Source organism: Mangrovibacter sp. MFB070 (assembly GCF_000705335.1).
Classification (GTDB): Bacteria; Pseudomonadota; Gammaproteobacteria; order Enterobacterales; family Enterobacteriaceae; genus Mangrovibacter; species Mangrovibacter plantisponsor.
Genome location: NZ_JJMI01000022.1, coordinates 539907 through 561075 on the forward strand (window position 1 = coordinate 539907; position 21169 = coordinate 561075).

Genomic DNA, 21169 nt, shown 5'->3' on the forward strand with positions numbered 1-21169 from the left:
TAAAAAAAAGCCCGTCCAGAGGACGGGCAAACAATACTGGAAGCAATGTGAGCAATGTCGTACGGCACGATTGAGGTCGTTACTCGCCATGCCGTGGAAAATAAGTTAACAGTAATGATAATCATTATCAACCATGAATTATGTAAGGTTGCGGTTCAGCATTGTGTATTTTGCTCAATAGCAGGGAGAACGGGTGCCAGTTGTAACTGAGACAGCGAGCAATATAACATCCAGATATGGGAAGCCAGGTTACGGGCATCCTCCCGGTGATGGCGCTCAAGTGTTGTAGTCAGCGTTTTCAACGTGGTGAGAGCATTGTCCAGGCTACGGTGGTGAACCCCCCGCTCAGTCATAACGCCCTGCACTAAGTGAAGAGCAACGTCACGTACCTGGGTAAGTGGGTCGCCAGGTGCGCCCCAGGAGCGCAATTGCCATACAACGTGTGAACAATTCAGTAGTACCACACCCCAGCGCAGCAACCAGCGCCGGCTTGCTTCGTCTTTACTACTATTCAACTGACTCACCAGGTGATACACCAAAGATTCGAACATTGACTGTGTACGCGCAGGCCTGCGACTTAACTGGTCAATAAAAGCCCGGCGTAATGCACGAATATGGCGACGGCTTTTCAGGTTATCCGACCCCGGCCTTAATACAGAAAAGGCGACCCACGCCAGACCAACACCCAATATTTTAGCCAGATTTTGGTTCAGGAAGTCTGCAAAGTCATAAACCGGCGGGTTAGTGACGGCAATAAATGATCCCATAAAAACAATGAGCTGCCCCCAGAGCCCGGCAAATTTGGGGTGCTGTTGCTTTATCAATTGCATGGTCAGTAATAAAGGGAACAGAAACAGCAGAAATTGCCACAGCTGAGTTATCTGTACCATAAGACCGAATTTCACAGCAAAGCTGAACAAAGACAGCAACAAGAGGGTGCGCAATAACAGAGTTAAGGAAAATAATGCTGTGGGTGTGGTGGCATAAAGAACACAACAAATGGCTGCCAGTGTCAGGGCTGCGCCGCCTTCATCCCACTGGCTGCCAATACTCCAGGCACTGGTCACGCTAATCACGCAAAAAGTGCGCAGTGCGGCCCAAACGGATTCAAGCCAGTCGGTATGGCGGGCAAGCGCAGGCGTTCGCGGTACAGCTTTAACCGGGCGGCCTTCCGGCAATGTGAGTTGCAAAAGCTCCCGGCGGCAGTTTTGCAGTAACTGGCAATAATGCGACAGCCGAAACCAGAACGCTCGGTAGTGGTAATCTGCGTGTTCTGGTGGTTTCAGGCTGGCAAGACTTCGGGCGATATGCAGTGCATCTGCTTGTGGATTGCCTAACTGCGCCAGTAACTGTTCAATTGCCGGCCAGAGATGTGCTGGCGCGTTGGGCCAGTTAATTAATAAACGGCGAATACCCGAAGTGACACTGATTGCCCGCAAGTACTGGTGCAGCAGGTAGTTAATGCGTGGGTTTTGGTGGCGAAAACGGTAATGGCTCCAGAATGCCTGAACCCGTAGCAGGTTCGTGGTCAGGATCTGGCTTATCATACGTTCGTGAGCAGTACGGATCTCATCCGTTGTTTCCTGGCGCCAAAGTAATTTAGCGTGCTCAAGTAACCGTTGGTGCAGGTTGGTAAGTGTATTGAGCAGGGTTGTCCCGTCGGCGGTACCCGGCAACACCATCATCATTAACCCACCGCATAAAATACCGACAATCACTTCACACACCCGCGATTGCGCAACATCCCAAAGCTCGGTGGTTGATACCGTGTTGAGTAATGGAAATGCGATAATAGCCGCGGTATAGCCCGCCAGCGAGAAACTGTATGCGACATTGTATTGAAACTGACTGGCCATCAGCGTGCACACAGCCAGCCAACTGGCCATCGCCCAGGTAAACAACCAGGGGTCATCAAGTGTGTGCCCGGCAATAAACAGTGCGGCAAATGCGCCCAGAATACTGCCTGCAATTCGCCCGAGACTTTTGCTGATAACGCCACCCTGAGTGGGAAAACTGACAACGGCTGCCGATGTCATGGCCCAGTAGGGTTCATCCAGTTGCAACGCATAGGCGATGGCAAGCGCCAGGCACATGGCGATGGCATTGCGTAAAGCATAACGCCATTGCCCAGGCCGGGCGTTAAACCAGGGCAGGGATGTTAGCCGCAGACTGTTCAGTATCATTTTCTTTCTGGCTCGATAGCGACAGTACAGGTAGTACCGGACACCAGTGTTACGCCCTGAGGAATGGTGTCCAGAGTGATTCTTACCGGGACACGTTGCGCCAGGCGCACCCACGGCACGTTGGGTTTGATATCGGCAATCAAGCCTGAGTCAGCTTCCACACTTTGGTCATATATCGCCCTGCCAATACTTGCAACTCTGCCTTGTAACGGGGTGTCATCGCTGTACAGCAGGATTTTTGCCGGGTCTCCGGGTTGTATGTGGCGAAGTTTGGTTTCTTCAAAATACCCAACAACATAGAAAGAGTGGCTTTCAACCAGAGCAAATACAGCATTACCTGCCGTGGCATAATCCCCAACACGGGTGGATAAGTTAGTGACCCAGCCATCCTGCGGGGCACTGACAATCGCCTGGCTAATTTCCCAGTTGGCCTTATCCAGTGCGGCTTGCGCCGCATTAACCCCGGCCTGTGCTGTCTTCACACTGATGTTGGCGTTATCCATCTCTTCACCCGCCAGCAGGTTTGCCGGGAGGTTATGGCGGCGAGCGGCTTCCCGTGTTGCTTTTGCCAGTCCAGCCTGGGCGCTGGCAAGTTTGGCTGTCGCATCAAGTTTGGCAATTTGCCAGGGGGTGTCGTCGAGCCGGAACAGGACGCTACCCGCACGGACATACTGGTTATCCTTAACATTAAGGGCAACAATTCGCCCCGAAACCTGGGGAGTAATACCGATTTTTTCAGCCCTGACTTTACCATCGCGGGTCCAGGGTGATTGCATGTAGTAATTCCAGACCATCCATCCGGCAACTACTGCACAAGCAAAAATCAGCAGGCCAGAAAAATACTTAAGCGTCTTCAGGTTCATGCGATGTTATCCCAATGCCAGCATTAACATACCGCTGCTGACACACAGGGCAAAAAGGGAAAGGTCCATAAGCGTGGGGTGCCAGATGTCACCTGAGTACATCCAGTCCCGGAGTATTCGGTGTAAAATTAGCCAAATAAAAAAACCGATAAGTACTGCTTTAAATAACGGAGGAAAGTAGACCGACGACCCGGCAACCAGGTCCCGGGAAACCAGGCCAGACGAGAAGGCAAAAAAATTCACAGGAATATCCCTTTAAACCATGCTGATGACTGCCATTCATTCCACAACTATGTAGAATAAAGTAACGATACTTGTTTAACTTCACTAAAACTAAGGGTTTGTATTGAAATCTGAACGTCTGCAAACTAGTCTGTAACAAGTATAATAACTTAGCAAGCTAATTATAAGGAGATGAAATTGGAATCACCACTCGGATCTGACCTTGCTCGTTTGGTGCGCGTATGGCGTGCTCTGATTGATCTGCGCCTGAAACCACTGGAATTAACGCAAACGCATTGGGTTACTTTGCATAATATTCACCAGCTTCCGCCGGAACAATCACAAATACAGTTGGCCAAGGCTATCGGGATTGAACAGCCTTCACTGGTTCGTACTCTCGACCAGCTTGAGCAAAAAGGCCTTATCTCACGCCATACTTGTGCTAATGACCGCCGTGCCAAACGTATTAAGCTCACAGATAAAGCACAACCGATTATCGAACAAATGGAACAGGTGATTAGCCGTACTCGCGGCGAAATTTTAGGCGGAGTCAGCCAGCAGGAAATTGATACCCTGATTAGTCTTATTGGTCGGCTGGAACGAAATATTCTTGATTTACAAGCAAAAGAATAAATGATTTAAACGGGGTAATAGCCAGAAGAACAAAGAAAAATTAAAAATAGCTCAGAATGATGATGATACAGGCCATAAGCCGCAATAGTGACTTTGCTCGAGTGCTGTGGCCAGTTTGAGCACCTGCTCGTTCACAAAAGTGTTTCTGCGTGAAAGAAGGGAAATGCTTTTCTGCCGTGGCACGGGCCACCACTGAGTTCGTGCTCCCCACATTTATGCGATGATCTGTATCATACTCAAAAGTGAGTGTGATAAATGATACAGATCATCAGTCTGAAGTGGCCTGAACAGACCACCACTTAACGTATTAGTTTGGCGAAACGGTGATTTGGCGGCCATTAGTGGCCATTTTCACACGCTGACCCGCAGAGAAACGGGTATCACCCTGTTTCTGAACAACCTGGATGGTATTCCCGTCATCTTTACGAATAACCAGTTCTACCCCCTGAGTTTTGTTCATGGCGCCCTGAACGCTCTGGCCTGCTACACCACCGGCAACGGCACCTGCGGCTGTAGCCAGAGAACGACCAGTACCGCCGCCAACTGTATTACCCAAAAATCCGCCTAACACAGCACCGCCAATTGCGCCAATAACGTTGCTGTCGTCACCGCCCTGAATCTGAACCGGACGAACGGACACCAGGGTACCATAGGTCACGCTTTGTACTTGCTTAGCTTCAGACGCGCTGTATACATCCCCTGACAAGGTATCATTGTTAACACAGCCCGCCAGCGTAAGCCCGACGAAAGAAATAACCAGCACACGTGAAATCATCTATGACTCTCCTTTTTCCTGGTAATGCCCGGACAGGGCATCATCCTGGATAAATTATACGGTAATAAAGGGACGAATTTAATGCCGTCGCCAGGAAACATGCTCAAAATAATAAAAGTCCATGTTTGAACCGGACGTCAACATACGTCAGAGAGGTGGAGAACGGCTGTAGCGAGTTGTTAGAAAATATTACGCTTTCATGGCAATACCCGGGGATATGTGGTGCAATTGTTAATGTAAAATAATGACAAAGGACGGTATATGAGATCGGGGCGATACATCGGCGTAATGTCCGGGACCAGTCTGGATGGTGTGGATGTGGTGCTGGTGGCGATAGACAGCCATATGGTGGCACAACAAGCCAGTATCACCTGGCCTATCCCTCTGGAAATAAAACAGGCGGTGCTGGATATCTGCCAGGGGCAGGCATTAACACTTTCGGCACTGGGGCAACTCGATTCCCGTCTTGGGCAACTGTTCGCTGAGGCCATTCTCGCTTTAATGCATAACGAAGGTGTGCAGGCGAAAGACATCGTGGCAATAGGCTGCCACGGCCAAACAGTGTGGCACGAGCCGTTGGGTGATACCCCTCATACTTTGCAGATAGGCGATAATAATATTATTGCGGCGCGCACTGGTGTGACTGTCGTTGGCGACTTCCGCCGCCGGGATATCGCTGTTGGTGGGCAAGGGGCTCCGCTGGTGCCTGCTTTTCATGCCGCATTGTTATCCCACCCGGTTGAGCGCCGTGTTGTGTTGAATGTTGGCGGCATTGCCAATATGACTATCCTGACGCCAGGTTTACCTGTCCGGGGCTACGATACAGGCCCGGGAAACATGTTAATGGATGCGTGGATTTGGCGTAACAAAGGCAAACCTTTCGATAAAGACGCCGTGTGGGCTCGCAAAGGCCAGGTCGTAGTACCGTTGCTACAACAAATGCAAAGTGACCCGTACTTTGGGTTGCCGTCACCTAAAAGCACTGGCCGTGAATACTTTAACCTCGGCTGGCTGGAACGGCATCTGGCGGCTTTCCCTGTGTTACCTGCCGAAGATATCCAGGCGACCTTACTGGAGCTTACGGCCGCGACTGTGGCTGAGCAAATTCAGTTGAGTGGTGGTTGTGAGCGGCTGTTAGTCTGTGGTGGTGGCAGCCGCAACCCGCTGCTGATGGCCCGGCTGGCTGCGTTATTGCCAGGTACGGAAGTGGGAACAACAGACAACGCCGGGATCAGTGGCGATGATATGGAAGCACTGGCATTTGCCTGGCTTGCCGCCCGCACTATTGCCGGGTTACCAGGCAATATGCCTTCGGTGACTGGCGCGCGGGAGGAAACTATCCTTGGTGCGATTTATCCGGCTAATAACAGGATAAATCAGAGTTAACTGACAGGGATGGCTTGCTAAACAGGCTAGACTCAAACAAACGGAGTGATTGTGGCTCCGCTTGTTTGCGGATGGACTGCATTATGAAAAAAAGCCTGCTTATTCTCCCGCTCTTATTGAGCGGCTGTACCACTTACCAACACCTTATCGATGAAATTCACACCGATACCCTTAACTACCAGTGTGATGAAAAACCTCTCGCCGTTGATATCAACCAGCAAAGGCAGTCTGCCAGTTTTGTGCTGGACAATAAACTATTGCACCTGCAACAAGGCTTGTCTGCTTCAGGAGCCCGGTATACAGATGGCATATACGTCTTCTGGTCTAAGGGTGATAAAGCAACAGTATACCGCCGGGATACAGTGGTGTTACACAACTGCCAGTTAGTGAGCAACAAGGATTGAGATTTAACGATGTGGGGCGCAGAATAGACCAACCTGTTGATTTCTGAATACCTGCTATGTCTGACAACGAATCCTTACAGCAGATTGCCAGTCTGCGCCGTGAATACACCCGAGGCGGGTTACGCCGTAAAGACCTGACCGACGACCCGCTGACTTTATTTGAACGCTGGCTTGGACAGGCGTGTGATGCACGCCTTGCAGACCCAACGGCAATGGTTGTCGCCACTGTGGATGAGAACCAGCAACCCTGGCAGCGTATTGTTCTGCTCAAGCATTTCGACTCCCGGGGCATGGTGTTTTACACCAACCTGGGCAGCCGTAAGGCCGCTCATCTGGAGCATAACCCACGTATCAGTTTATTGTTCCCCTGGCATATGCTTGACCGCCAGGTCGCTGTGACGGGTAAAGCTGAGCGCCTGTCCACTGTGGATGTAATGAAGTATTTTCACAGCCGCCCGCGCGACAGCCAGATTGGCGCCTGGGTTTCCCGGCAGTCTTCGCGCATCAGTGCGCGTAATATCCTGGAAAGTAAATTCCTGGAGATAAAACAGAAGTTCCAGGCCGGAGAAATTCCGCTGCCCAGTTTCTGGGGGGGATTCCGGGTGAGTGTTGAGCAAATGGAATTCTGGCAGGGTGGAGAACACCGCCTGCATGACCGTTTTTTATACCAGCGCGATGCGGATACCTGGAAAATCGACCGCCTGGCACCTTAATCACCGGAAATAGTCACGTTAGCGCTGGCGCAATGCAGGCCAGCGCTTTATTCTATTGCCTCCCTGACTTTTAATGTCTCAGCGCCAGTGCGCGCAACAGACTTGTGTGCCGGTAAAGGTGCAATCGTATAAAACATGGAGAATTTGATGGCAAGCAGCAACTTGATTAAACAATTGCAAGAGCGTGGGCTTATTGCTCAGGTGACGGATGCAGACGCGCTGGTGGAACGACTGGCGCAGGGGCCAATCGCACTCTATTGCGGCTTTGATCCGACTGCCGACAGCTTGCATTTGGGCCATCTGGTTCCATTGTTGTGCCTGAAGCGTTTTCAGGAAGCAGGCCACAAACCGGTTGCACTGGTTGGTGGCGCTACCGGGCTGATTGGCGATCCCAGTTTTAAAGCAACAGAACGTAAGCTCAATACCACAGAAACCGTTCAGGAGTGGGTGGATAAGATTCGCCGCCAGGTAGCGCCATTCCTTGATTTTAACTGTGGTGACAACGCCGCTATTGCTGCAAATAACTACGACTGGTTTGGCAGCATGAACGTGCTGACTTTCCTGCGCGATATCGGCAAGCACTTTTCTGTTAACCAGATGATTAACAAAGAAGCGGTGAAACAACGCCTTAACCGTGACGATGTCGGTATCTCCTTTACTGAATTCTCCTATAACCTGCTGCAGGGCTATGATTTTGCCTGCCTGAATGATTTACACGGTGTTGAACTGCAAATTGGTGGTTCGGATCAGTGGGGAAACATTACATCGGGTATCGATTTAACCCGCCGTCTTCACCAGAAACAGGTATTTGGCCTGACGGTACCGTTGATTACTAAAGCAGACGGCACTAAATTTGGTAAAACAGAAGGTGGTGCGGTGTGGCTTGATCCGAAGAAAACCAGCCCGTACAAATTCTACCAGTTCTGGATTAATACCGCCGATGCGGATGTTTACCGCTTCCTGAAGTTCTTTACTTTCATGAGCCTTGAAGAAATCAATGCACTGGAAGAAGAAGACAAAAACAGTGGCACTGCACCGCGAGCACAGTACGTGCTGGCAGAACAGGTTACTCGCCTGGTACATGGTGACGAAGGGCTGGCTGCGGCAAAACGTATTACTGAAAGCCTGTTCAATGGCCACCTGGAAGATCTGACTGAGAATGACTTTGCACAACTGGCGCAAGACGGCGTGCCGATGGTTGAACTGGATAAAGGGGCGGATCTCCAGCAGGCTCTGGTAGACAGTGAACTGCAACCTTCTCGTGGTCAGGCGCGTAAAACCATCGCGTCCAACGCAGTTTCTGTTAATGGGCAAAAACAGAGCGATGCGGAGTACAGCTTTACTGACGCAGACTACCTGTTTGGCCGTTACACCCTGTTACGCCGTGGTAAGAAAAACTACTGCCTCGTTTGCTGGAAATAATTAATAATCACAAGGCGTGGAAAACCACGCCTTTATTTTTTCTCAACAACACTCACTACACTCATCACCAGGTTAGTCATGAAAAATATCCTCGCTATACAATCACACGTGGTTTTTGGCCACGCGGGGAACAGTGCGGCTGAATTTCCGATGCGACGTCTTGGCGCCAATGTCTGGCCGCTGAATACCGTTCAGTTTTCCAACCATACGCAATATGGCAAATGGACTGGCATCATCATGACGCCGTCGCATTTAACCGATATTGTGCAGGGCATTGCGGACATTGGCGAATTAGCACGTTGTGATGCTGTCCTGAGCGGCTACCTTGGCTCGGCAGAGCAGGGGCAACACATTTTACGTATTGTGGAACAGGTAAAGCAGGCTAACCCTTCAGCCCGTTATTTCTGTGACCCGGTTATGGGCCACCCGGAAAAAGGCTGCATTGTAGCGCCTGGTGTGGCGGAATTTCATGCCCGCAGTGCGTTGCCTGCGGCAGATATTATTGCGCCGAACCTGCTGGAGCTGGAAATGCTCAGCGGCCACTCCGTCAGTAATGTTGCCGAAGCTGTCAGTACCGCGCGTGAACTGATTGCCAAAGGGCCGGAAATCGTCCTGGTGAAACATTTGGCACGAGCCGGTTATAACCCGGACTGTTTTGAAATGCTGCTGGTAACCAATGATGCGGCCTGGCATATCAGCCGCCCGCTGGTTGATTTTGGTGCGCGCCAGCCCGTGGGCGTAGGTGATGTAACCAGCGGTTTGCTGTTGGTGAAATTGCTGCAAGGGGCAACAGTCCAGGATGCGCTGGAACATGTTACTGCTGCGGTGTATGCCATCATGCAAACCACAAAACAAATGGGTGAGTATGAGCTGCAAGTTGTTGCTGCCCAAGACGAAATAGCCCGCCCTGAGCAGTGGTTTCATAGCAAACAGCTTTGACTGCCCGCAAGAAAATTATTGATACGGTGCTGCCAGCAGTACTGTAAGCTCCAGGGATGGAGCAATTATATGAGCCCTTCAGCTTTCAGTGCCGCTATAACAGCCGGGCGGGCACGCATCCTTTCCATAAACGCATTAATATGTTCGAACTGGTTCATATCCAGTGACAGCGCATATCCCCAGTTGAGCACAGTAAACAAATAAGCGTCAGCTACGCTAAAGCGCTGCCCCATTAGCCATGGTTTATCACTAAGTGCGTCGTTAACCAACCCCATCTTTTTCAACAGTTTGGCGATACAGGAAGCTTTGTATGAATCAGGTGTTTCGGATGAAAACAAAGGCGTGAACCCTTTGTGTAACTCCGTAGCGATAAAGTTAAGCCAGGATAGCGCCTGGTAGCGTGACAGAGTGCCAACTGGTGGGAGAAGCTGGCGGTCTGGTACCTGGTCCGCAATATATTGCACAATAACTGCACCTTCTGTCAGTAATGTATCGTTATCTAACAGCAGTGCCGGAACCTGCCCGGTGGGGTTAATAGACCAGAAATCTTCACCACTTTCAGTGGACTTTTCCTGCAGGTTCACCTGTGACAAGGTGAAATCAAGCCCGCTTTCACGCAGAACAATATGCGGCGACAGTGAGCATGCGCCTGCTTTATAAAACAATTTCATTGGTAAGACTCCTTGTGTAAGCGCCTGGTAGTTAGAAATCGCTTAGAAGGATGGTAGTTGGCAAGGCAGAGAAAGAAAAGCAGAAAGAGAGCAGATAAACGCGGTAATCACAAGGTCCGATGAGTGGCTACTCGCCACTGTACCTGAGTACAGTGGCGATAACGCTGTTTCCCCAGAAAAATCAGGCAGTCGCGGTTTGCGGTGCGCTGGCTTTTTTATCGTCATCCTGCGTCATGCGGTTTAATTTAGGCGCAGTCAGCAGCATCAACAGGGCAATGATGCCGGTGGTAATCCCAATTTGCAGGAAGACATGACCGTAAACCTGCAGAGATTCTACCGGGTTTGTAACATTCTCTGGTACAGCCATCAGGTTGGCGACTTTACCGGCAATAATGGCCGCGCCAGCTGTGGTCAGGAACCAGCTTCCCATGATGAAACCCATCAGGCGCTGTGGAACTAATTGTGCCACCATTGCAAGGCCCAGGCCGGAGATCATCAGTTCACCAATACTTTGCAGTGCATAGCTGGCGATTAACCAGTTTACAGACACGATGCCTGCATCGGTCGCGAAGCTGGCACCCAACGGCAGGATAAGGAATGCGCCGGAGCACAGAACCATACCAATCGCAAACTTAACTGGCATTGGCAGGCGGTCGCCCATTTTGTTGTAAATCGCTGCAAGAATTGGGCTGCCAATCATAATCCAGAACGGGTTCAGTGCCTGGTATTGCTCTGGCTCGAAAGCGATACCTAAAATACTGTGCTCAACGTTACGGATAGCAAAAAAGTTCAGCGAAGTTGGCATCTGGCTGTAAAGCACAAAGAAGACCACGGCTTCCAGCATCAGCAGAAAGGCAACAATCATTTTACGGCGCGCCGCGCCTTGCAGGGCAGAGGCTTCTTTGGCAAAGATGGCGATGATACCCAGAGCGATGACGCCCAATGCAATACGCGCGATTTGCTGGTTATGCAGCAACCAGGTAGCAAGGGCAACCAGAACCAGAACACCGACCAGGGTGGCAAACAGTTTACGCAGGTCAACCGGTGCGAAATCCGGTTTGGAACCGAAATCTTTTACCCATTTTTTACAGAACGCAAAGTTCACTACGGTAATCAGCATACCCACAACACTCAGTGAAAATGCGATGCTCCAGCCGAACTTTGCTGCCAGCCATGGAGTGGCAAGCATGGAAAAGAATGAACCAATGTTGATGGACATGTAGTACATCGTAAATGCGCCATCAAGACGCGGGTCATCTTTCGGGTAACAGGTAGACAGCAAAGCAGACGGGTTAGCTTTAAACAAACCATTACCGACAGCGATAGTTGCCATACCTGCGTAGACGATGGCGGCATTGTGCCCGGACCAGGCAACTAACGCATAGCCAACGACCAGAACGAGCGCACCCAGCATAATAACGCGTTTGGTACCCAGTACTTTATCGCCTAACCAACCGCCAATAGCAACCAGCCCATAGACAAGTGCACTGAAGGAAGAGAAGAGCGTAATTGAATCCGCTTCAGACATACCCAGTTGTTTAACCAGGTAAACAGCCATGATTCCTTGCAGGCCGTAGTAACCAAAGCGTTCCCATAATTCAATTGAGAATATGAGATAAAACGATTTCGGTTGTTTGAAAGCATTCAGACTAATGCTTTCTGCTGGTTTATTGTTTGCGGTCGACACATATACCTCTTATTTTACATCCCGTACTAACAGGGCGTTATTCAACCAGATGGCGTTTAAGACGACTCTGATTTTGTTATGGGAGGGGAAAACGGCAGGTACTTTTCCCTAATCTGAAGCATCTGGCAAGTTATTTGTCATATTCTTTTACATTTACCTTAGGCGGAGTATTGCCTGGGTAGATGAATTGTTATGCAGATTTAAATTTTGCCTGATTAAAAAATATGAGGTTTTTCTTTCGCTAATCTGAGTTTTTTATTATATAGAGATTTATGTGTTGTAGTTTTTGGTTATATCCAGTTGATATGACTGTATTTTGCATATTAGATGGTTGTATTGATTGATGCTGGTGATTTTTCCTTATTAAACCATAAGTTGGGAAGAGTTTGTGTGATAAATTTTAACATTTATCCTTGTGTAAATCTGCACATGAAAAATCTATAGAAATTTTGGATTTTAAAAAAACAATTAACCACATGAGCTGCTTTATGGCATGTTTTATGTAGCTAAAATCTTCAAAGAAAAGCATTTATATTGCTGAATGAGGTTTTTTTAGTGACGGAGGTAAACGTTTGCGCCAGCGCGTAGCGCAAACGAATATCAATGTTGTCAGGTCAGATTTCGGTCTTCTCTTTGTACTCACAAAGATCTTCAATCAGGCAGGAGCCACAGCGGGGTTTACGTGCTACACAGGTGTAACGCCCGTGCAATATTAACCAGTGGTGGCAGTCAACTTTAAATTCGGCAGGGACGACTTTTAGTAGTTTTTCCTCTACCTGCTCAACATTCTTGCCCGGGGCAAAACCCGTTCGGTTACACACCCGGAAGATATGTGTATCCACAGCGATGGTAGGCCAGCCAAAAGCGGTGTTAAGCACTACATTCGCAGTTTTCCTGCCAACACCAGGTAATGCTTCCAGTGCAGCCCGGTCTTCAGGTACTTCGCCACCATGTTTTTCGAGCAAAATGCGGCAGGTCTTAATCACATTTTCAGCTTTACTGTTAAACAGGCCGATTGTCTTGATATATGACTTCACGCCTTCCACCCCCAGCGCGAGAATGGACGCTGGTGTGTTGGCTACCGGGTATAGCTTAGCGGTAGCCTTATTGACGCTGACATCAGTTGCCTGTGCGGAAAGCAGAACAGAAATAAGTAACTCAAAAGGCGATGAGAAGTGTAACTCCGTTGTTGGATGGGGGTTACTCTCTCTGAGGCGCGATAATATATTGATGCGCTTTTCTTTGTTCATCAGGCTTTTTCTGCTCCCTGAACATTGTTTTCCCGGGCGTGAGTTGCAGCTCTGCGTTTACTACGCTCATCAATCACATATTTAGCGGCAAGCATTAACCCCAGACCAAAAAAGGCGCCTGGCGGCAACATGGCGAGTAAAAAGGGAGTGTCTGTATGGTAGATTTGGATACGCAGAATCTTAGCCCAGCTTCCCAGCAGCATATCTGCACCATCAAATAATGTCCCGTTGCCTAAAATTTCACGCATTGCCCCCAAAACAAACATGGCGCACGTTGCTCCCATGCCAATGGCAAGACCATCAATGGCTGCAAGGCCTGGCGGATTTCTGGAGGCAAAGGCTTCAGCGCGCCCAATGACAATGCAGTTTGTGACAATTAGCGGAATAAAGATCCCCAAAGACTGGTAAAGCCCGAAAGCAAAAGCATTGATTAACAGTTGAACGGAGGTTACCACGGAAGCAATGATCAGCACGTAAATCGGAATGCGGATTTCACTGGGTACAAAGCGGCGCAGTAATGAAACAGCCGTGTTCGTCAGCACCAGTACCAGTGTGGTTGCCAGACCAAGCCCCAACGCGTTGGTGGCAGTGGACGTGACAGCGAGCAGAGGGCACAAGCCAAGTAATTGCACCAGAGCCGAGTTATTTTTCCATAACCCCTGGATAAAAATTGTTTTTACATCACTCATGAAGATGCTCCACAAGAGGGGAATGTTGCCAGTTCAGGTGGCAGAGTTTTGGCAAACAATGCGGCACGCTTAACGGCGTTAACCACTGCTCGTGGAGTAATGGTCGCACCAGTGAACTGGTCAAATTGCCCACCGTCTTTTTTCACGGCCCACGCCGCATCGTTGGGGCCGGTTACCTGTTTACCGGCAAAACCCAGTATCCAGTTTGATACCCGCACATCAATTTTGTCGCCAAGGCCCGGTGTCTCGTGCTGCTCAGTGACCCGGGTACCTAACACGGTGCCAGAGAAATCGGTAGCAACCAGCAACTGAATAGCCCCGCCATAACCATCAGGTGCTGTAGTTTGCATAACCACAGCAACCGGTTTGCCCTGGTTACGGGCAATATAGATATCGTGAGCACCAGAACCCAGTGGTGTATTGTTCGCAACCACGCAATCTTGCTGGATAGCATTATCATAGCTGTCCGGTGCGATAACCTGGTCGAACAATTTCTTTTGTTGCAACACAGCCTGATGAGCAATAACTGGTTGCGTCAGTGTATTCACTACGGCAACCAGGCCGGTAAAACCCGCCGCGAACAGCGCCAGGGTGACACCGTGTTTACGCATTGTGTTCAGCATCACGAGTCTCCTTAGCGGTGCCCATAAGTTTGCGGGCGCGTAAAGTAATCAATCAGTGGTACAGTGATATTTGCCAGCAAAGTTGCGAAAGCTACAGCGTCAGGGTAGCCGCCAAATGAACGAATCAGCCAAACCAGTAACCCCGCCAGCGCACCGAAAATCAGCCTGCCTTTTGGTGTGGTGGATGCAGTTACCGGGTCAGTAAAGATAAAGAATGCGCCCATCATGGTTGCCCCGGAAAACAGGTGAATCGCCGGTGATGCACAGGTTTCGGGAAGTAGCCACCAGCCCAATGTTGAGCAAACCAATAAAGTCAGCAGGAAACTCACCGGAATATGCCAGCGTATTGTCCCTTTCATTAACAGGAAGAGACCACCTGCCAGCCATGCCACGTTAACCCATTGCCAGCCAATACCGGCAAGTATGCCGCCATAAACTGGTGCCTGTTTAAGCTCAGCAACGGAATGCCCGGCACGCAGACCGGTTTTAAACGTGTCGAGAGGGGTCGCCTGGCTGATGCCGTCAATACCCATTTTTAACTGGGTAACGGTGTCACCTGCCAGTGTATGACCGGTGAAAATGGTATGCAGGACGTCACTGACACCGGGCACTGTTGCTGCCAGTGACTCGGGAGGTAACCAGGATGTCATGGATACCGGAAACGCAATAAGTAACACTACATAACCGGTCATCGCAGGGTTAAAGGGATTATGGCCCAGCCCGCCATACAGTTGCTTGGCAAAAATAACGGCAAATAAGGTACCAACAATCACCATCCACCAGGGGGCCAAAGGAGGGATACTGACTCCAAGCAACAAACCTGTGAGCAGTGCCGAGTTATCGCCCAGTACGGACATCGATTTATTGCGCAACTTGAGTATGGCGCTTTCACCGGCAAGTGCCGCCAGGCACCCGAGGATGACCTGAACTAGGCTCCCCGGCCCGAACCACAGAGTCTGGACAATAATGGCAGGAACCGCCGCCAGAGTAACCAGCAGCATAATGCGGCTGGTTTGGCGTTGGTTATGGGTATAGGGTGAACTGGCAATACGAAAAACCATTTATTCCTCACTGACAGCAGACTGCGCTGCACGTTTTGCTTTGGCACGGGCTATTGCTGCTTCTACAGCGGCTTTACGCGGGTCCACCGCGGCCGGTTCACTGACTGGCTCCGGAGTAGCAGTGGTTTCCGGCGCTGTATCTCCCGCCGCCTGCGCTTTGCGTGCTTTGGCTCGGGCTATTGCTGCCTCTACCGCGGCTTTGCGCGGGTCCACCGCGGCCGGTTCACTGACTGGCTCCGGAGTAGCAGTGGTTTCCGGCGCTGTATCTCCAGCCGCCTGCGTTTTGCGTGCTTTGGCACGGGCTATTGCTGCTTCTACAGCAGCTTTACGCGGGTCCACCGCAGTTGGTTCACTGACTGGCTCCGGCGTGGCGCTTGCTTCCGGTGCCGTATTCCCCGCCGCCTGTGCTTTGCGTGCTTTCGCGCGTGCCAGTGCAGCCGCAACCGCCGCTTTACGTGGGTCTTCTGAGTATGTATTACTGCTGGTGACGGCTTGCTCAGTGACTTGTAATGCGGCTTTCTCTTGTTGGCGTGCGCGAGCTTCGGCTTTACGTGCAGCACGGGCCGCAATTGCGGCCTGGTTATCTGGCTGGGCGCCAGCCTGAATCACAACGGTGTTGGTCGCGGCAGTATGTTTTTCTTTGACTCGCGCCAAAGCAGCTTCAATTGCCGATTTGTCTTGTGTTGTGCCTGGTTGTACCGCTGCCTGTTGGTGGCGAGCCTGTCGCGCCTGTTTTTCGCGCTCAAGGCGAGCCTGACGCGCCTCAAAACGGGTTTTTGCCTCTGCCGCACGGCGGGTTTCGTCGGCAATGGCCTTGATCTCTGCTTTTTCCTGACGGAAATATTGCACCAGCGGGATCTGGCTGGGGCATACCCAGGCACAGGCACCGCATTCAATGCAATCATTCAGGTGGTGAGCCGTGGCTTTATCATGTTGCTGCCCTAAGCTGAACCAGTATAACTGCTGGGGTAACAGGTCCGCCGGGCATGCTTCGGCGCAGGCGCTGCAACGAATACAGTGCTGCTCTTCTTGTGCTGGTTCCATTTCCTGCACAGAAGGCGCCAGCAGGCAGTTAGTGATTTTAACTGCAGGAACATCGAGTGAGGGCAGTGTAAACCCCATTAATGGCCCGCCCATAATTACCATGGGCTGCGCATTACTGCGGAAGTCTGCAAAATTAAGCAAATGGCGTACCGGAGTACCGATTCGTGCCCAAACGTTACCGGGTTTGCCAACCGCTTCCCCGGTCAGAGTCACAACACGCTCTGTGAGTGGTTCACCATCAATAATTGCCCGCTTAATGGCATAAGCAGTACCGACATTTTGCATTAATACGCCGATATCGGCAGAACGCCCACCATGTGGAACCTGCTTGCCTGTCAGGATCTGAGTTAACTGTTTGGCTCCACCGGAAGGGTATTTTGTGGGAATAACCCGCAATTGCGTCTTGTGTTCATTACACAAAACCGCTTTGAGCATGGAAATTGCCTGAGGTTTATTGTCCTCAATACCAATCAAAATCTGGCGTGGATTAAGGATATGGTCGAGGATTTTTATCCCTTCGAGTATTTGTGCTGCGCACTCCTGCATTAAGCGGTCATCTGCCGTGATATAAGGTTCACATTCAGCCGCATTAATTATCAGCGTCTCAATGCGGTCAGCCCCACCACGTAATTTCACGCCAGTAGGAAAACCTGCGCCGCCCAAACCGGCAATGCCAAACTGTTGAATTCGCTCTATCAGGCTCGCTTTATCACGCTGCTGGTAATCACTCCAGCCCTCGCGTGGGAACCATTCGTCTTTACCGTCTGCTGCGAGAAAAACACAAGGCTCCATCAAACCGGAAGGGTGTGCAGTAATATGAGGCGCGATTGCGGTAATCGTCCCGGAGGTGGGAGCGTGTACTGGTAACATTTTCCCCCAGCCACGCGTCAGTGGTTGCCCACGCAACACAAAGTCGCCGGGTTTTACGCACAGTTCACCTTCATCGCCAATATGTTGCCTGACGGGGATAATATAATCCGTGGCCAGCGGTACCTGCCGCAAAGGGGTGCCACTGGACTGGTGCTTCATCTCTGGAGGGTGGATCCCGCCATGAAAGTCCCAGATTCTGTCTTTTTTAAACGCTGAAAAAAACTTAAGCATGGTTTTCCACAGGGATAATCTTCACGGGGATAGTTTGCAGATCCCATTTCCAGGTTGACGGAGTCGGGTTTACAGGCACCAGAGTAATGCATTGTGTCGGGCAAGGGGCGACACATAAATTACAGCCAGTACACTGGTCACTGATTACGGTGTGCATTGCACGAGTGGCTCCCACAATCGCATCAACCGGGCAGGCCTGAATGCACTTGGTGCAGCCAATGCAGTTATCTTCATCGATAACAGCCAGCACCCGTTCAGGCTCTGCGGCGTCACCGCCTTCGGTTGGTTGCGGGTCAACCCCCATCAAACCAGCAATTTTTAGCATGACAGCTTCGCCGCCTGGCGCACAACGGTTTATGTGTTCACCATTTTTACCAACCGCTTCAGCATAAGGGCGGCAACCCGGGTAGCCACACTGGCCGCACTGGCTTTGTGGCAATATTTCATCGATCCTATCGACAATAGGATCATCTTCCACTTTAAAGCGGCGCGAGGCGTAGCCAAGAATCAGCCCAAAGAACAGGCCGAGCAACGCAAGCGGGATGATGGCTATCCAAATCATACTCATCAAAACTTCACCAGTCCGCTAAAGCCCATAAAGGCAAGGGACATTAACCCAGCCGTAATCAAGGCAATGGCATTGCCACGAAAAGGGGCGGGAACATCAGCAACCGCCAGGCGCTCACGCACGGCGGCGAATAATACCAAAACCAGGGAGAAACCCACCGCCGCAGAAAACCCATACAGAGCAGCCTGGAAAAAGTTTTGCTTCAGGTTCACGCTCAGTAACGGCACAGCCAGCACCGCGCAGTTAGTGGTAATAAGTGGCAAAAAAATACCCAGCAACCGGTACAAAGCCGGGCTGGTTTTTCTTACCACCATTTCAGTGAACTGAACCACAACGGCAATCACCAGAATAAAACTCATGGTGCGTAGCCAGGTTAAATCCAGAGGGATGAGGATTAAATTGTCGATTAACCACGAACTGATTGACGCCAGTGTCATGACGAATGTTGTCGCCAGCCCCATGCCAATGGCGGACTCCAGTTTTTTGGACACCCCCATGAAAGGGCACAGGCCAAGAAATTTTACCAGCACATAGTTATTAACCAGCACTGTGCCAATAAAGAGCAACAAATAATCAGTCATAATCAGGTCTGAAACTAACACCATTGGTCACCCGGCGCACCCGGGCGTGATAAATGTAAGGTACTGCTCTGCAATCAGTTATTAACAAAAGTATGTTTAACCCGCTGCGATTTCCTGAAGTAAGGCGCAAATATGGCTGCCGCCAGCAACGGTAATAATAACTGGCGAACGGCAACTGCATCGGTTACTGGGGAAAATGCAAAGGCTTTTACCGCCAGCAGAACACAAACCAGTAACCATAAAATATAATGCCGCGGTACTTTGCTCCGGCGTTTAAAAAACGCGATAACCAGCCACAAACTGTAAAGCCACATAGCTACGGTAAAGGCCAGTGAGAGGTACCACATCACCACTGTTTGTGGGAGTTGCGCCGCCAGAGCAAGGTGTGTCTCTGGTATACTGAGTGCCATTATATACATCACAATACCCAGTGATGTGCTCAATAGTGTCATCAAAAGCCAGGCCAGTGGTATCAGTAACCACCCGCCAATTCGTAACGCTGTTGCGTTATTCATTAATTACCCCGTGTCAGGCCAGCCAGAGAAACAGCTTGTAAGAATACGAATCAGCGCGGAATTATAAGGATTTTACCTGGGAATACCAGATTCAACACGTTACAGAACGTACTTCCGTGCAGTGCTGAGCGAGCCTGGCATGTTTTTGCCGCAGGCATGCTGAAGCAGGCCAGTCTGGCATGGCTGCTTCAACTGCCACAAGGTGCCTGCCTGGGAATTTAGCGGAAATTCAGAGCATTCTTTACCGGTTTAACATTGGGGCGGTGAACTACCGTTACATGATGCCATGGCGTGTGCCGGTTGAGCAGAATAATGGTGGTTTCTGTTTTGCCTGGCGGTAAAAAATGCGGGTAATCCGCGCAAATCAGCGCCAATGGTTTAATCTGATGGCAAGCTGTGTTAACTATGGCTGCACTCAATGCTTATGGGAACGGTGGGGAGCTTCACCCGCTGTTGTCCTGGCTTTCGGCTGAGCCGTCATACCAGTTATTAAGAACTAAGGAACGAGTGTAATGAAAGACATTATTCGGGTGGGTATTTTAGGCTATGGTTATGCGACAAAAACGTTCCACGCGCCGCTGGTTGCAGGCACACCGGGTATGGAACTGGCGGTAATCTCCAGCAGCGATGCCAGTAAAGTTCATGCGGACTGGCCTGGTGTAACTGTGGCTGATACTCCGGAAGCAGTTATCAACGCTGATGATATTGATCTGGTAATTATCCCCACGCCGAATGATACCCATTTCCCGTTGGCAAAAGCGGCGCTTTTGGCTGGCAAACATGTTGTGGTGGACAAACCTTTCACAGTGACATTATCGGAAGCCCGTGAGCTGGATGCACTGGCAAAACATACCGGGTTGTTGCTCTCCGTCTTTCATAACCGCCGCTGGGACAGCGATTTCCTGACGCTTAAATCATTACTGGCTGAAGGCTCGTTGGGTGAAGTTGTGTATGTTGAATCCCATATGGATCGCTTCCGCCCACAGGTGCGCAACCGCTGGCGTGAACAGGCCGGTGCAGGTACCGGGATCTGGTATGATCTGGGGCCGCATTTGCTTGATCAGATGCTGGCGCTGTTTGGCATGCCTGTCAGCATTCAGGTTGATCTTGCTCAACTGCGCCCGGGAGCACAAACCACTGACTATTTCCATGCAGTACTTACCTGGCCGCAACATAAAGTCGTATTGCACAGCACCATGCTGGCCGCCGCAGAAACGGCACGCTACATTGTGCACGGTACGCGCGGTAGTTATGTGAAATATGGTGTAGACCCGCAGGAAGACCGTTTAAAAGCAGGGCAACGGCCTCCTCAGGACGACTGGGGGTATGACATGCGTGATGGCGTCCTGACGGTTGCTCATGGCGATACCATAGATGAAACACCGGTTCTGACTGTACCCGGGAACTACCCTGCTTATTATGCTGCAGTGCGTGATGCACTCAATGGTAAAGGTGAAAATCCGGTACCGGCAAGTCAGGCTATCAAAGTGATGGAGCTTATTGAGATGGGGATTGAATCCGCCCGTCACCGCACGGCTCTTTGCCTGGTTTAGTCGTCTGTTAGTGTGTCAACAGGGGGCTTGCTGATTTGCTCCGGCAAGCCTTTACTCTGTTTATGGGTAAAATTTATATTCAGCACCTTCCCGTTTTTGACAAGCGTTAACCTGTTATCGGCTTTTAACGTGGAGTTTGTTGGTTGTAGCCAGGCATGTACCTGGCTCAGATTGGTGAAAAAGAAGGGAAAAGCGTGGTTTTTCCTTCTTTTTAGTTAGCGGGCGAAAATCAATGAATTGATTTTCCTGGTTTTTTATTAGGTGATATCCTCTTGTCCTGTGCGGG

The 21169-nt window shown here is 50.5% G+C and carries 22 protein-coding genes; 8 read left to right on the forward strand and 14 right to left on the reverse strand.

Annotated elements, in window-relative coordinates; all coding sequences use genetic code 11:
- Positions 1-155: 155 nt before the first annotated feature.
- Genes DT73_RS11810 through DT73_RS11820 form a run of 3 tightly spaced genes read right to left on the reverse strand, consistent with a single transcriptional unit; the run spans position 156 to position 3289 of the window.
- Complete coding sequence (locus tag DT73_RS11810; protein WP_036108655.1) at positions 156-2183, reverse strand: FUSC family protein; 2028 nt, start codon at positions 2181-2183, stop codon at positions 156-158.
- Positions 2180-3046: an HlyD family secretion protein gene (locus DT73_RS11815; protein WP_036108657.1), complete on the reverse strand. Its 867-nt coding sequence runs from the start codon at positions 3044-3046 to the stop codon at positions 2180-2182. The genes DT73_RS11810 and DT73_RS11815 overlap by 4 nt, the downstream gene beginning before the upstream one ends.
- 6 nt (positions 3047-3052) lie before the next feature.
- Positions 3053-3289, reverse strand: coding sequence for a DUF1656 domain-containing protein (locus DT73_RS11820; RefSeq protein WP_036108659.1), 237 nt, complete (start codon positions 3287-3289; stop codon positions 3053-3055).
- A 171-nt stretch (positions 3290-3460) separates the two neighbouring features.
- On the opposite strand from DT73_RS11820, the gene slyA reads away from it, so the two are divergent.
- Complete coding sequence (slyA, locus tag DT73_RS11825; RefSeq protein ID WP_036108661.1) at positions 3461-3901, forward strand: transcriptional regulator SlyA; 441 nt, start codon at positions 3461-3463, stop codon at positions 3899-3901.
- A 307-nt stretch (positions 3902-4208) separates the two neighbouring features.
- On the opposite strand, the gene slyB is transcribed toward slyA, so the two are convergent.
- Positions 4209-4676 (reverse strand): outer membrane lipoprotein SlyB, encoded by a 468-nt coding sequence (slyB, locus tag DT73_RS11830; protein WP_036108663.1) that lies wholly within the window; start codon positions 4674-4676, stop codon positions 4209-4211.
- 261 nt (positions 4677-4937) lie between these two features.
- Here slyB and anmK point away from each other — a divergent pair, with 261 nt between their 5' ends.
- The 5 genes from anmK (at position 4938) to pdxY (ending at position 9540) form a co-directional block, all read left to right on the forward strand.
- Complete coding sequence (gene anmK, locus DT73_RS11835) at positions 4938-6062, forward strand: anhydro-N-acetylmuramic acid kinase (RefSeq protein ID WP_036108664.1); 1125 nt, start codon at positions 4938-4940, stop codon at positions 6060-6062.
- Positions 6063-6145: 83 nt separating this feature from the next.
- On the forward strand, positions 6146-6466 hold the full coding sequence (mliC, locus tag DT73_RS11840; protein ID WP_036108665.1) for a C-type lysozyme inhibitor: 321 nt from the start codon (positions 6146-6148) through the stop codon (positions 6464-6466).
- A gap of 56 nt (positions 6467-6522) precedes the next feature.
- The gene (gene pdxH / locus DT73_RS11845; protein WP_036108667.1) at positions 6523-7179 is read left to right on the forward strand and encodes a pyridoxamine 5'-phosphate oxidase; all 657 of its coding nucleotides are present in this window, start codon (positions 6523-6525) and stop codon (positions 7177-7179) included.
- 147 nt (positions 7180-7326) lie between these two features.
- Positions 7327-8601: a tyrosine--tRNA ligase gene (tyrS, locus tag DT73_RS11850; protein WP_036108669.1), complete on the forward strand. Its 1275-nt coding sequence runs from the start codon at positions 7327-7329 to the stop codon at positions 8599-8601.
- A 78-nt stretch (positions 8602-8679) separates the two neighbouring features.
- Positions 8680-9540, forward strand: coding sequence for a pyridoxal kinase PdxY (gene pdxY, locus DT73_RS11855; protein WP_036108671.1), 861 nt, complete (start codon positions 8680-8682; stop codon positions 9538-9540).
- 65 nt (positions 9541-9605) lie between these two features.
- Here pdxY and gstA read toward each other — a convergent pair whose 3' ends face one another.
- The 10 genes from gstA to DT73_RS11905 all read right to left on the reverse strand — a co-directional run bounded on the left by gstA (position 9606) and on the right by DT73_RS11905 (position 19330).
- On the reverse strand, positions 9606-10211 hold the full coding sequence (gene gstA, locus DT73_RS11860) for a glutathione transferase GstA (protein WP_036108672.1): 606 nt from the start codon (positions 10209-10211) through the stop codon (positions 9606-9608).
- Between the two features lie 181 nt (positions 10212-10392).
- Positions 10393-11898, reverse strand: a complete 1506-nt coding sequence (dtpA, locus tag DT73_RS11865) for a dipeptide/tripeptide permease DtpA (protein WP_036108673.1) — start codon at positions 11896-11898, stop codon at positions 10393-10395.
- Between the two features lie 614 nt (positions 11899-12512).
- Entirely contained in the window at positions 12513-13148 is a 636-nt protein-coding gene (gene nth, locus DT73_RS11870; RefSeq protein WP_036108674.1) for an endonuclease III, read from the reverse strand.
- On the reverse strand, positions 13148-13837 hold the full coding sequence (locus tag DT73_RS11875; protein WP_036108675.1) for an electron transport complex subunit E: 690 nt from the start codon (positions 13835-13837) through the stop codon (positions 13148-13150). Before DT73_RS11875 ends, nth begins: the two co-directional genes overlap by 1 nt.
- Positions 13834-14460, reverse strand: a complete 627-nt coding sequence (gene rsxG, locus DT73_RS11880; RefSeq protein ID WP_036108676.1) for an electron transport complex subunit RsxG — start codon at positions 14458-14460, stop codon at positions 13834-13836. Before rsxG ends, DT73_RS11875 begins: the two co-directional genes overlap by 4 nt.
- An 11-nt stretch (positions 14461-14471) precedes the next feature.
- Positions 14472-15521 (reverse strand): electron transport complex subunit RsxD, encoded by a 1050-nt coding sequence (gene rsxD / locus DT73_RS11885; RefSeq protein WP_036108678.1) that lies wholly within the window; start codon positions 15519-15521, stop codon positions 14472-14474.
- Positions 15522-17666 carry an electron transport complex subunit RsxC gene (rsxC, locus tag DT73_RS11890; protein ID WP_036108681.1) on the reverse strand — a complete coding sequence of 715 codons (2145 nt, stop codon included), beginning with the start codon at positions 17664-17666 and terminating at the stop codon, positions 15522-15524.
- Complete coding sequence (gene rsxB, locus DT73_RS11895; RefSeq protein WP_036108682.1) at positions 17659-18234, reverse strand: electron transport complex subunit RsxB; 576 nt, start codon at positions 18232-18234, stop codon at positions 17659-17661. The genes rsxC and rsxB overlap by 8 nt, the downstream gene beginning before the upstream one ends.
- Entirely contained in the window at positions 18234-18815 is a 582-nt protein-coding gene (rsxA, locus tag DT73_RS11900) for an electron transport complex subunit RsxA (RefSeq protein ID WP_036108832.1), read from the reverse strand. The genes rsxB and rsxA overlap by 1 nt, the downstream gene beginning before the upstream one ends.
- 74 nt (positions 18816-18889) lie before the next feature.
- Positions 18890-19330: a DUF2569 domain-containing protein gene (locus DT73_RS11905; RefSeq protein ID WP_036108684.1), complete on the reverse strand. Its 441-nt coding sequence runs from the start codon at positions 19328-19330 to the stop codon at positions 18890-18892.
- A 179-nt stretch (positions 19331-19509) separates the two neighbouring features.
- On the opposite strand from DT73_RS11905, the gene DT73_RS26450 reads away from it, so the two are divergent.
- The gene (locus DT73_RS26450) at positions 19510-19671 is read left to right on the forward strand and encodes a hypothetical protein (RefSeq protein WP_160173966.1); all 162 of its coding nucleotides are present in this window, start codon (positions 19510-19512) and stop codon (positions 19669-19671) included.
- Positions 19672-19842: 171 nt separating this feature from the next.
- A complete protein-coding gene (locus DT73_RS11910) occupies positions 19843-20883 on the forward strand; it encodes an oxidoreductase (protein WP_036108687.1) in 1041 nt (346 codons plus the stop codon).
- Positions 20884-21169 lie beyond the last annotated feature (286 nt).

Bases quoted from the DNA above. Each gene is read 5' to 3' on its own strand.
- DT73_RS11810 (WP_036108655.1), bottom strand. From the start codon at position 2,183: ATGATACTGAACAGTCTGCGGCTAACATCCCTGCCCTGGTTTAACGCC.
- DT73_RS11815 (WP_036108657.1), bottom strand. From the start codon at position 3,046: ATGAACCTGAAGACGCTTAAGTATTTTTCTGGCCTGCTGATTTTTGCT.
- slyA (WP_036108661.1), top strand. From the start codon at position 3,461: ATGAAATTGGAATCACCACTCGGATCTGACCTTGCTCGTTTGGTGCGC.
- slyB (WP_036108663.1), bottom strand. From the start codon at position 4,676: ATGATTTCACGTGTGCTGGTTATTTCTTTCGTCGGGCTTACGCTGGCG.
- anmK (WP_036108664.1), top strand. From the start codon at position 4,938: ATGAGATCGGGGCGATACATCGGCGTAATGTCCGGGACCAGTCTGGAT.
- mliC (WP_036108665.1), top strand. From the start codon at position 6,146: ATGAAAAAAAGCCTGCTTATTCTCCCGCTCTTATTGAGCGGCTGTACC.
- pdxH (WP_036108667.1), top strand. From the start codon at position 6,523: ATGTCTGACAACGAATCCTTACAGCAGATTGCCAGTCTGCGCCGTGAA.
- tyrS (WP_036108669.1), top strand. From the start codon at position 7,327: ATGGCAAGCAGCAACTTGATTAAACAATTGCAAGAGCGTGGGCTTATT.
- pdxY (WP_036108671.1), top strand. From the start codon at position 8,680: ATGAAAAATATCCTCGCTATACAATCACACGTGGTTTTTGGCCACGCG.
- gstA (WP_036108672.1), bottom strand. From the start codon at position 10,211: ATGAAATTGTTTTATAAAGCAGGCGCATGCTCACTGTCGCCGCATATT.
- nth (WP_036108674.1), bottom strand. From the start codon at position 13,148: ATGAACAAAGAAAAGCGCATCAATATATTATCGCGCCTCAGAGAGAGT.
- DT73_RS11875 (WP_036108675.1), bottom strand. From the start codon at position 13,837: ATGAGTGATGTAAAAACAATTTTTATCCAGGGGTTATGGAAAAATAAC.
- rsxG (WP_036108676.1), bottom strand. From the start codon at position 14,460: ATGCTGAACACAATGCGTAAACACGGTGTCACCCTGGCGCTGTTCGCG.
- rsxD (WP_036108678.1), bottom strand. From the start codon at position 15,521: ATGGTTTTTCGTATTGCCAGTTCACCCTATACCCATAACCAACGCCAA.
- rsxC (WP_036108681.1), bottom strand. From the start codon at position 17,666: ATGCTTAAGTTTTTTTCAGCGTTTAAAAAAGACAGAATCTGGGACTTT.
- rsxB (WP_036108682.1), bottom strand. From the start codon at position 18,234: ATGAGTATGATTTGGATAGCCATCATCCCGCTTGCGTTGCTCGGCCTG.
- rsxA (WP_036108832.1), bottom strand. From the start codon at position 18,815: ATGACTGATTATTTGTTGCTCTTTATTGGCACAGTGCTGGTTAATAAC.
- DT73_RS11905 (WP_036108684.1), bottom strand. From the start codon at position 19,330: ATGAATAACGCAACAGCGTTACGAATTGGCGGGTGGTTACTGATACCA.
- DT73_RS26450 (WP_160173966.1), top strand. From the start codon at position 19,510: ATGGCTGCTTCAACTGCCACAAGGTGCCTGCCTGGGAATTTAGCGGAA.
- DT73_RS11910 (WP_036108687.1), top strand. From the start codon at position 19,843: ATGAAAGACATTATTCGGGTGGGTATTTTAGGCTATGGTTATGCGACA.